We start from the raw sequence: 11,216 nt of genomic DNA, 5'->3' as shown, positions 1-11,216 counted from the left end.
CCGGCTTTTTTATTAAGTAAAGGCCTAATTAATTGCCGCCAACCATAAAGCCAATAGTAGCCTGGAATAACGAATGACGGGCATTCATCAGGTCGTTGCCATTGTAATCGTTGGCCAGTTTGTTAAAGCTGCCGTTGTACCGAATGCCCAGGCTCAGGCCATTTTGGGCCATAAAACCCAAACCAGCGGCGTAGCCAACTTCAAACTTGGTTAAGCCATCTTTGTTTAATTCGGTGTAGCTGTTATTTTCAATGTCATTAATGCTTTCTTTTGTTTTGTCATTAATGTTTAATAAATAAGAAGCTATCGGTCCGCCTTCGAAGAATAAGCCGCCCGCATTAACTTTTAACAACACAGGCAAATCCAGGTAATTAAAGCCGCGGCTGCCTTCGCGTTTAATGGTATTGTTGCCAATTTTAAACGTTTCGTCGCGGTACTGGTAACCTTTCTGCGAATACAAAAGCTCCGGCGCCAACGACAAGAAGCCATCGCCTACTAACGGAATGCTGGTGGCAATACCACCTACAAAACCAACTTTACCTTCGTTGTTGGCTTCGTCGGTTAAATCGCCGGCAATATTAGAATAATTAATACCTGCTTTTATCCCAATTTTTTGGGCTTGAGCAAACGAAAAGCTAAAAAGCGCAATAGTGAGAATTAATAATTTTTTCATAGTTTTAATTTGTTAATGGTTTGTAATTCTAAATACAGGAATTACAAAAATCCTGCCTTATATCGTAAAACAGGGCTGTTAGGGTTCAGAATATTTATTACTATTATGTTAATAAACAGAAAACCCGGCCGGCTCATTTATGTATCCTGTTTATTATCTGATACTTAATTAGAGCCAGCCGGGTTTATTCTGGATGGATATTTAATATATCCCGGCCGTATTTTTATTTAAATTAACGACTGCCACCGAGTACATAACTCAATTGCAACTGAAAAGCCGAATGACGGGCATTTACCAATTCGTCGTTATTGGGGTCTGATTTGGCTAAATGGTTAATGCTGCCGTTGTAACGCAAACCAATACCTACACCCATTGGTGTTTGGTAACCTACGCCGGCTACATAACCAATTTCCAGTTCGGCCAGGTTGTCTTTTTCTATTTTCATCCGGGTTTTGTCGTCGTTGCCGGTGCCTTCGTTCTCCATTTCGGTTTTATCCCGGATAGCCAGCAAATAAGATGCCTGCGGACCGGCTTCAAAAATTAAACCGGCGGCATTAACCCGCAGCAGTACCGGTAAATCCAGGTAGTTAAAGTTTCTTTTTCCTTTTAACGAGTATTTTGCGTTGTTAATAGTTACTTCCTGATCCAGGTATTGATAGCCTTTCTGAGAATACAGTAATTCGGGCTGAAGCGATAAGAAGCCATCTCCCACCAACGGAATATTGGCAGTTACACCCCCTAAAAAACCAACTTTGTTGTCGTAGTTAATTTCATCTTGGAGGTTGCCGGCAACATTAGAGTAATTTATACCACCTTTAATGCCTAGTTTAACCTGGGCCTGGGCAATCGAAAAACTAAACAGTGCCACTAGCAGTAATACAATCTTTTTCATAGTTAATAATTTAAATTAATAGATATTGGTTAAGCGTAATAAATTTAAAATTTGTATTATAATAACATAATGTAATTCGGCATACTATACGTATTTTATAAATTTTGTTTCGTTTAATTGCTTATTTTATTTTGTTTAAGCGATTATATTACTTAATGCCAGTATTTTATTGATGATGTATGGTGTTTATAAAATATTTATTTTTTTGTACAAAAATAATTTTGTAGTGGTTTGGGTTGCTTAGCCTGACTGGTAATAACACTTAAGTGCCCCAATTGTTTAATACCTTTGGGTATTATTTAAAAATGATGCGGGCTTTGCTTTCAGGTTTTTTCCGTTTTGGCTTAGGAGTAATTTTATTACTGTTGGTAGGGTTTAAAGGTATAGCGCAAAACCAGGAACCTTTTATCTTGGGAGGCGCCCTGCAGCAAGGTTCTGTTATTGTACATACGCCCAAAATAGAACATTTTGCCGGCACCCACCCAATTGGCTTTGAGTTAAACTTACAAAAACAAACCACCGGTACCCAATATTGGCAACAGCTTTACCGCTATCCGCGTTTCGGCCTTTCGCTTACTTACTTCCAATACCAAAACCCGGTGCTGGGGCAATCGTGGGCTTTCAGTCCTTATTTAAGTTTGCCGGTGCTGCAAAAAAATAACAGCGCGGTTTATTTCCGGTTTGGTACGGGCCTGGCTTATTTAAGTAACCGGTACAATTTTGAACAAAACCCCACCAATAATGTAATCAGCAATAATATTAATGCCGTTATTCAAACCCGCCTGGAATATACCCGGAAAATAAGTGCGCACCTGGGGTTACTAACCGCCGTGGGTTTAAACCATTATTCTAATGGCGGCGACACTAAACCTAACCTGGGCTTAAATATTGCCACAGCTACCGTGGGCCTCAATTATTACCACCAACCCGCACTGCAATTTAAAACCCAGCCCAAGCCGCCCCTAACACAAAAGAATTTTGTTTTTATTAATACCAGCGTCGGGGTAAAGCAGCGCGCCGAAAATGATTTAAATAAATATATTGTAAACAGTATTGCCGTGGGTACGCTGCGCCGCCTGAACCAAAAAAGTACGTTGGCTTTGGCCCTGGAAGGTTTTTACGATCCGTCTTTATTTCCGCGCCGGGGCTGGGACCCACGCGTACCGGCTGGTACCAAACCCGATATCCGGCGCGCTTCCTTAACCGGCGGCCACGAACTAAATTTTGGCAACTTGGCCTTGGGTACGCATGTGGGTTGGTATATTTACCGGCCTTACAAAGCCGATGCCGGTACTTTCCAGCGCCTGGAAATTAAATGGCAATTCCATAAAAACCTGTATTTGGCCGGCGGTTTAAAACTGCACGATCTTATTAAAGCCGATATTTTTGAGTACCGGTTAGGCGTAAGAATTTAAGGCGCTTTCGCTTGCTCCCGTTGATAATCTGTTAAAAGTAATTGCTGGTTAGCTGCTTTTGATTTTGCTTCCCCTTCGAAAAGCACTTAATCTTTTTTGTCTGCCTGCTAATACCAAATAGTAATTATCACCTTCCAGAATCAGAATATAAAAATAGCTTGCTTGTCATGCTGAAAGCATCTATTATCTGGAAAGTAAAGGAGGTAATTCCCGCTCTACTAGAGTTACCTGTAAGAACTTTTGAGCAATAGTTCTTTTCAAGATGACAAATAGAAAGAAGTACTATGTCAGATAGTAAATGCTATTTGGTATAAGCCACGCGGCAAAGCCATTCTGGTGGTTTGTTTTAACTACCCGATTTGAAAGCAATATCTAATAAATACAAATAAATTTAATCAAGCTAGTTCTGGGTAATGCTAATCTTTATTTTCATGTTGTTCGAGCACATTTATATATCAATCATGTGTGTACGAGCACATTTTATTTGATTTTTGTTGTTATTGTAAAATGTAATTAATAAGTTAAGGCTGGTAAGTACAAAAAGTAATATTTTTTAACAACTAAACTAATTTATTAATGGCGTATGAAAAATTTACAACGTTTCAGAATTACTTCGTTTCTGCTGGTTTGGATAATGGTCTTAACCACATTTTGTAAAGAAAAAGAAGATTTAGTTATTGCGAAGGATGTTTCGGGGCAGTCAGTAACCGAGAATGCCTTTAAATTTCCGCCTTTTAAAATAGTAGTGCCCGGCGAAATGGTTACTACTCCGGCGGCTATTGATGGCGTAAATACCAAAGAAAAAATCGTAGATGGCAGTTTATCTACACGCTGGTCGGGTTTGGGCAACCCGCAGTATATTACCCTCGACCTGGGTAAACGCTACACCATTGCCCATGTAAATATTGCCTTCCATACGAGCGGCAGCGCTACCCGCACCTCTAATTTCGATATTGCCGTTTCTTCGGATACAACCAAAGAAAAGAAGTGGGAAATTGTGCTGGCCAACCAGAATAGTGCTCCTAATAACGTGCACCTCCAAACGTTTGATTTCGACGATTTAAAAGGCCGTTTTGTGCGCATTATTGGCCACGGAAACAGCCAGAGCCAGTGGAACAGTTATACCGAAGTAGAAGTTTGGGGCTGGGACAAACACAAATTACCCGACACTACAACACCCGACGATGGCACTGCTAACCTGGTAGCCGATTGGGAAACCGGTGATTGGAGCCAGTGGGATGGGGGCCTGATTGCGAAAGATCGGGCAGCTCAGTTTTCGGTGGTAACTTCGCCGGTGCGCCAGGGCAAATACGCGGCTAAGTTTGTGGTACGGCCCGGCGACCAGTATTGTAAGCCAGCGGGCGGCTGCACCAGCGGCGAACGCACCGAAGTATCGTTGTGGAATTATAAGCGCGAAGCCCTGAACGATGAATATTATTACGGCTGGTCTACTTTATTTCCGGAAGACTGGACCGAACCTTACCGTTGGGGAATATTTATGCAGTGGCACGCCCACACCACTATTTCGCCGCCCATTGCTTTTAATGCCCGCGCCAACCAAGTACAGGTAGATTTTAATTCCGGCAATATTGAAAAGTGGTGGCCTGCGGAGTACGGCGAAAGCTTTACCATCTTAAACGACTTAAGCAAAGGCAAATGGCACGACTTTATTGTGCGGGTTAAATTCCGGCCCGATGCTACCGGTATTTTCGAAGTGTGGCACCGCTTAGAAGGTCAGGCCGAGTTTACCAAAGTGCTATCGCTTCTAAATATTCCAACCTTGCAGTGGACGCCCAATATTAACCAGATTGAAGCCGGTTACGATGTGCCGTTTGTGAAAGATGGTGTAAACGGCTTTACCACCGGTTGCTATATTCAGCACGGTTTGTACCGCGGCAACGGCGATGCCAGCACCGGGACCGGCCAAAATACCAATACTTTATACCAGGATAACTGGAGCCGCGGCGCTACTTACAACGCTGTTCGGGAAAGATTCGCTAATTAAACCACAGCAAAGTTTGAAAACCGCATAAATAAAAAAGAGGCCTTTCGGCCTCTTTTTTATTATACTAAAATATTAAGGCAATGATATACAAATTTGCACCAAAGGGCAATAAAAAAGAGGACTAGTGTCCTCTTTTAAAATTATCTAATTTGAAAGTTTATTTACTCAGGTTAGATAAGACAAGGGTTTTTCCTTTCGTGAGAGCTTTAAGTTTCTCATTAACAACCTCTTTGTCCTTTTTATCTTTCATTCTCTGGGCTGAGATGAAATCGGAAATGATGTTCTCGTACAATCCCTTGTCCTTCACATCTTTTTTAATTGTTGCCATCATAATTTGTGCAATAATAATGATTTTTGGTTTACGAACAATTTTATAGATTGTTTGGTTTTGTTATTTCATCACCACTTACAAATCTAAAGCCTTTTCTGTCAATTACCGCCAGCTTTATAACCCCTCCTACTGAAGGAATTTTCTCAGTATATTTCTGAAGGTCCATTTCAATATGCATCAATAATGCAGCCAATTCTACAGCCTGTTGCAAGCTTAATTCGTTAAGCTTAGCAAGCTTCATTTCTTCTTGCATAGCTTCTGTAATTATTGAACCATCCTGAAGCAAGGAGTCAATATATCCTTCTGGCATATCTTTATCCTCTATATTGAAGTCTTTAAGAATTTTTTTTGCGATTGCAGGGACAAGATAGTAAGCTGTTAATAAATCGCCAAACAGAACTTTATCAGTAGTTCTATTCTGTCCTTCACAGACAACCTTATAAAAACTTGCATACTTACTAAAGTTTACAAGGATTTCCGCTCCCCTTATATCATTTTCGGTAAGCCCAGGGACTTCTACTCTAAATATAACAGTTTCGTTGGAAGAAACTATATAATGAGTAATAATAAATACAAGTGAGCCTATTGATTTAAAGGTAACAAGATGTTGTTTTACTCTAGCATCAATAAGGGATACGAAATTTTCAACTTTTTCTTCAATGGGTAAATCAATATAAGCCACATCTACCTCGTTAACGGCCTTTATTTCTGATATTACCGCCTCAATTCTTTTCCCGTTTAGAACTGCAGCACCTGCAGTAGTAATAGCTGTAAAATTGTCATATTCGAACAGCTTTTCCTCATAGTCCTTTGTAAAAGAGGGTTTTAACTTAAATAGGTTTGCTATTTCTTGGGCATCTAGTGCTATCTGATTACCACCTTGTGATTGTTCCTCTTTTTGTTCTATATATTTGGCAAAATCTTCTAGTTCAATAACTTGCCTAGATGATGTTACAAGTGAATCGGCTATAATTGCCACACCTTTTTTAGCTACTACGCTAGCGATAAACGTCATAATATTATTAAAAGTACATTATTTCGCATTATAATCAAACTTATCTTATTTAACAAATAAGTATATGATAATCTAAATATCTATTTTTTAAGCAAAAAGAAGAGTAAACCTACCCCGCCCAGCCTTCGCGGTCGAGGCTGCGGTACTGGATGGCTTCGGCCAAGTGCTCTATTCTGATTTCGGGGCTATTGGCGAGGTCGGCAATGGTGCGGCTTACTTTTAAGATGCGGTCGTAGGCGCGCGCCGAAAGGCCTAAGCGCTCCATGGCAGTTTTTAACAAAGCTTTACCGGCAGCGTTTATCTGGCAAATATCCTTTACCATTTGCGACGGCATCATGGCGTTGGAATGAATTTCGGGAAAATCTTTAAACCGTTCTTCCTGTATCTGGCGCGCATTTACTACCCGTTCCCGTATTTCGGCGCTGCTCTCCGAGCGGCGGGTTTCCGTCATTTGGTCAAAAGTTACCGGGGTTACTTCTACGTGCAGGTCGATGCGGTCGAGGAGGGGGCCACTTACTTTGTTTAAATAGCGCTGCACCATGCCGGGGCCGCACACACAGTCCTTGTCTGGATGGTTGTAAAATCCACATGGGCACGGATTCATGCTGGCAATGAGCATGAAGTTAGACGGAAAATCGATGGTGAGTTTAGCCCGCGAAATGGTTACCCGGCGTTCTTCTAAAGGCTGCCGCATAACTTCCAGCACGGTGCGCTTAAACTCCGGTAATTCATCCATAAATAAAACGCCGTTGTGGGCCAAGGATATTTCGCCGGGTTGCGGAATGCCGCCGCCACCCACGAGCGCCACATCCGAAATGGTGTGGTGCGGCGAGCGGTAAGGCCGGGTAGAAAGGAGCGAAGCGGCTACACCTAGTTTGCCCGCTACCGAATGAATTTTAGTTGTTTCCAGCGCCTCTTGCATGGTAAGGGGCGGCAAAATAGATGGCAGCCGTTTGGCCAGCATGGTTTTACCGGCACCCGGCGGACCAATCATGATGACGTTGTGGCCACCGGCGGCGGCAATTTCGAGGGCGCGTTTAATATTTTCCTGGCCTTGTACGTCGGCAAAATCGGCCTGGTACTGGTTTACCGTGTTTTGGAATACTTCGCGGGTATCTATTTTCAGCGGCGGTATATCAATTTTGTTATCAAAAAAATCAATGGCTTGCCGGATATTTTCTACACCCAAAACATCGAGTTTATTTACAATGGCGGCTTCTTTGGCGTTTTCGGCAGGTAAAATAAAGCCTTTAAAACCTTCTTTCCGGGCCTGAATAGCAATGGGCAGTACACCTTTAATGGGGCGCAACGTGCCATCCAACGAGAGTTCACCCATAATCAGGTAATCCTTCAGCTTATCACCCAGCATTTGGTCGGAAGCGGCTAAAATGCCCAAGGCAATGGGTAAATCGTAAGCGGAGCCTTCTTTGCGGATATCGGCGGGGGCCATATTTACCAGCACTTTCTGCCGGGGCATGCGGTAGCCGTGCTGTTTCAGCGCCGACTCGATGCGTTGCTCACTTTCTTTAATGGCGTTATCGGGTAAACCTACGAGGTAATAGCGGGTGCCGGGCGTTACGTTTACTTCAATGGTAATGGTGTAGGCATTTACCCCGTGTACCGCGCTGCCAAAAGTCCTGATGAGCATAAAAAAGAAATATTCTTGCTTAAAGTTTTTAGAATAATTGGATTACCAACACGGCCGCCGGCAGATAAATTCCACCGGAATTTTCAAAAATTTAAACCCGCTCGGCCAGGCTTTTCTCGATTAATAAAATTAAAATATGAATAACTTTTATATGAATTTCCTGGATGCGGTCGGCGTAGCGGAAGTGCGGCACGCGTATTTCTAAGTCGGTTAAAGGAGCTAGTTTACCGCCGTCTTTGCCGGTGAGGCTAATTACTTGCATGCCTTTGCGCCGGGCAGTTTCGGCAACTTTCAAAATATTGCTTGAATTACCGCTGGTACTAATGCAAAGTATTACATCGCCGGGCTGGCCCAAAGCCTCTACGTACCGCGAAAACACAGAATCGTAGCCGTAATCGTTAGATACGCAACTCATGTGGCTGGCATCGGAGATAGCAATAGCCGGAATGGCCGGGCGGTCATCGCGGTAGCGGCCGGTTAGTTCTTCGGCAAAGTGCATGGCATCGCACATAGAGCCGCCGTTGCCGCACGATAATATTTTGTGGCCGTTTTGCACGGCGGCAGCCATTAATTCGGCAGCCGCCTGAATGCGGTTAATATTTTCGGGATTGTTTAAAAAGTTGGTTAAAACCTGTTGCGCCTCGTTTAGTTCGGCCAGGATAATATTAGCGGTTTGGTTCACGGTAAGTATCAGAATCAGTATTTCGGGTTGGGTAATTGGTTGGGTTTACCGGTCTGGGCGGTAAAGGAGCCGGGGTAATATCAACATCCGGGTTAATGGGCGTGAGCACGGGCCGCGAAGTTGGCTGCGGATGTTGCACCAAAGGCGGTGCCGCATTTTGGTTAGCCCGGGCAATAGCCAGTTCTTCGTTGTGCTTTTTTATTAATTCCTGCGTTTCTTGTTTCTGGTCATACAGGCTGGCTTTAAGCTCGTTAATTTTGTTCTGGTATTGTTTTACATGGCTCCGTTTTAAGAACAGGATGTAAATATTCTCGGTTACTAGTTCCAGCAGCATCAGTAAGCCGCCCGCCAGGAAAAAGTTAGCGTAAAAACCCGGATTAGTGTTTTGCCCAATATTTAAAATATCTAAATAAATAAGCAGAGCCAACACCAGGTAAATCATTAACAGAATATTGACGGTTTTCTTTACTGTTTCCATAGTTTTTTTAGTTTATAGTAATAAAAGAATATATTTTCTTTTACGCAAGCTTAATCTTACAAGTAAGCCAACGGCCGCATAGCATATTAACTTACCAACGTAGCTTAAAGTGTAAACCAGCTACCAAATATTTAGCTCAGGGCTACCACCTGCATTTGGTTTAACCGGGTATAAAGTCCATTCAGGGCCAGCAATTGCTCGTGGGTACCGCGTTCCATTATTTGGCCTTTCTGCATTACTACAATTTCGTCGGCGTGCTGCACGGTACTCAGGCGGTGCGCAATTACAATCGAAGTGCGGTTTTTCATTAAGTTAGTCAGGGCTTCCTGCACCAGTTTCTCCGATTCGGTATCCAGGGCCGAGGTAGCTTCATCTAAAATTAAAATAGGCGGATTTTTGAGAATGGCCCGGGCAATGCTGATGCGCTGTTTCTGCCCGCCCGATAATTTGCCACCGCGGTCGCCAATAAGTGTATTGTAACCGTTCGGGGTTTGCATAATAAACTCGTGGGCGTTGGCAATTTTAGCCGCATTTATAACTTCGGCTTCGGTAGCGTTAGTTTTGTTAAAGGCAATATTGTTGAAAATGGTATCATTAAATAAAATGGCTTCTTGCGTTACAATGCCCATTTGCTCCCGCAAATCGGCTATTTTTAAATCCCGAACGTCTACGCCGTCAATTAATAATTGGCCACCGGTTACATCGTAAAAGCGGGGCAGCAAATCGGCGAGGGTAGATTTACCGGAGCCGGATTGCCCGATAAGCGCAACCATTTTACCTTTCGGCACCGAGAGCGAAATATTATTTAATACTTTTTCTTTCTCGTATTGGAAATCGACGTGACGGTACTCAATGCCGGATTTAAATTCGGTTAGCGGCAAAGAATTGGGTTTTTCGGTAACTTGTTCGGGGTAATCAATAATTTTGAGGATGCGGTCGCCGGAAGCAATACCCCGCTGAATATTGGTCATGGCGGTAGAAATATTCTTGGCCGGGATTAATATTTGGGAGTAGAGCGCAATAAAGGTAATAAATTCGCTGGCGCTTAAATCTGATTGCTGGTTAATAATTAAATGGCCGCCGTACAGCAGAACGCCTACTACTATCGTAATACCCAAAAATTCCGAAACCGGCGAGGCCAGTTCGCGCTTGTTCCAGACTGAGCTTAATACATCTTTGTAGCGGTTATTTTCTACGTCAAATTTATCCTGCACGTAAGTTTGGGCATTAAAGGCTTTTATTATGCGGTTACCCGAAATGGTTTCTTCCATTACGCTCAGCAAATTACCCAATAAGTCCTGGCCTCGTTTGGCATCGCGGCGTAATTTGCGCCCAATAAAAGCAATAATGCCGCCCGAAATTGGTAAAACAAGCAAAGTAAAAAGGGTAAGCTGGGCCGAGATCATGAACAGGAAAATAAAGTACCCGATAATCATGAGCGGTTCCCGGAAAACTACTTGCACCGAACTAACCACGGAGTTTTCAATTTCGCTTACATCGTTCGAAACGCTCGAAAGTAAATCGCCTTTGCGCTGGTGGTGAAAATATCCCACGTGCAGGTTCGATATTTTCTCGAACAAAGCCCGCCGCAGGTTTCGCACCACGTACGTCCGCATGGAAGTCATAACGCGCTGCGACAAATATTTGAACAGGTTCGATAAAAAGACCGAGACTAAAATAATGATGCAAACATATTGCAGTGCGCCCATTGGTCCTTTCTCGGCCCGGATATTATAAAATGTGTAGTTAAACAGGTCTTTAAAATATTCAATATTTAAGGCAAAAGTGGGTTTGGCAGGAGCCGCTACTTCGGGCGTGGTATTAAATAAAACGTTGAGTAAAGGAATTAGCAGCGAAAAGTTTACCAACCCGAATAAAACGGCCAATATTGCCAAAATAGCATAGGACGGTACAAACCGGCTATAAGGTTTGGCAAAGGCCAGTAAACGGAAATAGGTTTTCATCCGGAGAATAAATGGGTAACAGAAAAACGCTGCAAGTTACGCATTAATCTGCAACGGAACAGGAATGGTGGCGGGTTTAGGTTATTTTGGTACCTTTGCAGCCTGCTAATTAC

General features: G+C 43.0%; 10 protein-coding genes. 2 read left to right on the top strand and 8 right to left on the bottom strand.

Annotation, left to right across the window (positions count from 1 at the left end; all coding sequences use genetic code 11):
- Nucleotides 1-28 precede the first annotated feature (28 nt).
- Nucleotides 29-673: a porin family protein gene (locus F0145_RS17125; RefSeq protein ID WP_150090147.1), complete on the bottom strand. Its 645-nt coding sequence runs from the start codon at nucleotides 671-673 to the stop codon at nucleotides 29-31.
- Between the two features lie 232 nt (nucleotides 674-905).
- Nucleotides 906-1,565 carry a porin family protein gene (locus tag F0145_RS17120; protein ID WP_150090145.1) on the bottom strand — a complete coding sequence of 220 codons (660 nt, stop codon included), beginning with the start codon at nucleotides 1,563-1,565 and terminating at the stop codon, nucleotides 906-908.
- A 266-nt stretch (nucleotides 1,566-1,831) separates the two neighbouring features.
- Between F0145_RS17120 and F0145_RS17115 the strand changes: the two genes are divergently transcribed.
- Together F0145_RS17115 and F0145_RS17110 are read left to right on the top strand one after the other, a co-directional pair.
- The gene (locus F0145_RS17115) at nucleotides 1,832-2,980 is read left to right on the top strand and encodes an acyloxyacyl hydrolase (RefSeq protein ID WP_150090143.1); all 1,149 of its coding nucleotides are present in this window, start codon (nucleotides 1,832-1,834) and stop codon (nucleotides 2,978-2,980) included.
- Between the two features lie 583 nt (nucleotides 2,981-3,563).
- Complete coding sequence (locus F0145_RS17110; RefSeq protein ID WP_150090141.1) at nucleotides 3,564-4,985, top strand: heparin lyase I family protein; 1,422 nt, start codon at nucleotides 3,564-3,566, stop codon at nucleotides 4,983-4,985.
- Between the two features lie 157 nt (nucleotides 4,986-5,142).
- Here the strand turns inward: F0145_RS17110 and F0145_RS26280 are convergent, their stop codons facing one another.
- The 6 genes from F0145_RS26280 to F0145_RS17085 all read right to left on the bottom strand — a co-directional run bounded on the left by F0145_RS26280 (nucleotide 5,143) and on the right by F0145_RS17085 (nucleotide 11,103).
- Complete coding sequence (locus F0145_RS26280; RefSeq protein WP_190277583.1) at nucleotides 5,143-5,316, bottom strand: hypothetical protein; 174 nt, start codon at nucleotides 5,314-5,316, stop codon at nucleotides 5,143-5,145.
- Between the two features lie 40 nt (nucleotides 5,317-5,356).
- Nucleotides 5,357-6,331: a hypothetical protein gene (locus F0145_RS17105; protein WP_150090139.1), complete on the bottom strand. Its 975-nt coding sequence runs from the start codon at nucleotides 6,329-6,331 to the stop codon at nucleotides 5,357-5,359.
- Nucleotides 6,332-6,440: 109 nt separating this feature from the next.
- Nucleotides 6,441-7,979 (bottom strand): YifB family Mg chelatase-like AAA ATPase, encoded by a 1,539-nt coding sequence (locus F0145_RS17100; RefSeq protein WP_150090137.1) that lies wholly within the window; start codon nucleotides 7,977-7,979, stop codon nucleotides 6,441-6,443.
- 91 nt (nucleotides 7,980-8,070) lie between these two features.
- Nucleotides 8,071-8,661 carry a D-sedoheptulose 7-phosphate isomerase gene (lpcA, locus tag F0145_RS17095; RefSeq protein ID WP_150090135.1) on the bottom strand — a complete coding sequence of 197 codons (591 nt, stop codon included), beginning with the start codon at nucleotides 8,659-8,661 and terminating at the stop codon, nucleotides 8,071-8,073.
- On the bottom strand, nucleotides 8,645-9,139 hold the full coding sequence (locus F0145_RS17090) for a hypothetical protein (protein WP_150090133.1): 495 nt from the start codon (nucleotides 9,137-9,139) through the stop codon (nucleotides 8,645-8,647). Before F0145_RS17090 ends, lpcA begins: the two co-directional genes overlap by 17 nt.
- Nucleotides 9,140-9,270: 131 nt before the next feature.
- Nucleotides 9,271-11,103 carry an ABC transporter ATP-binding protein gene (locus F0145_RS17085; RefSeq protein WP_150090131.1) on the bottom strand — a complete coding sequence of 611 codons (1,833 nt, stop codon included), beginning with the start codon at nucleotides 11,101-11,103 and terminating at the stop codon, nucleotides 9,271-9,273.
- Nucleotides 11,104-11,216 lie beyond the last annotated feature (113 nt).

Origin of the sequence: Adhaeribacter rhizoryzae (assembly GCF_008629685.1) — a bacterium.
GTDB lineage: Bacteria > Bacteroidota > Bacteroidia > Cytophagales > Hymenobacteraceae > Adhaeribacter > Adhaeribacter rhizoryzae.
The sequence above is the reverse complement of the archived record's forward strand: the minus strand, read 5'-3'. Positions and strand labels throughout refer to the sequence as shown.

Coding starts and splice junctions, on each gene's coding strand:
- F0145_RS17125 (WP_150090147.1), bottom strand. CDS start 673: ATGAAAAAATTATTAATTCTCACTATTGCGCTTTTTAGCTTTTCGTTT.
- F0145_RS17120 (WP_150090145.1), bottom strand. CDS start 1,565: ATGAAAAAGATTGTATTACTGCTAGTGGCACTGTTTAGTTTTTCGATT.
- F0145_RS17110 (WP_150090141.1), top strand. CDS start 3,564: ATGAAAAATTTACAACGTTTCAGAATTACTTCGTTTCTGCTGGTTTGG.
- F0145_RS26280 (WP_190277583.1), bottom strand. CDS start 5,316: ATGATGGCAACAATTAAAAAAGATGTGAAGGACAAGGGATTGTACGAG.
- F0145_RS17105 (WP_150090139.1), bottom strand. CDS start 6,331: ATGACGTTTATCGCTAGCGTAGTAGCTAAAAAAGGTGTGGCAATTATA.
- F0145_RS17100 (WP_150090137.1), bottom strand. CDS start 7,979: ATGCTCATCAGGACTTTTGGCAGCGCGGTACACGGGGTAAATGCCTAC.
- F0145_RS17090 (WP_150090133.1), bottom strand. CDS start 9,139: ATGGAAACAGTAAAGAAAACCGTCAATATTCTGTTAATGATTTACCTG.
- F0145_RS17085 (WP_150090131.1), bottom strand. CDS start 11,103: ATGAAAACCTATTTCCGTTTACTGGCCTTTGCCAAACCTTATAGCCGG.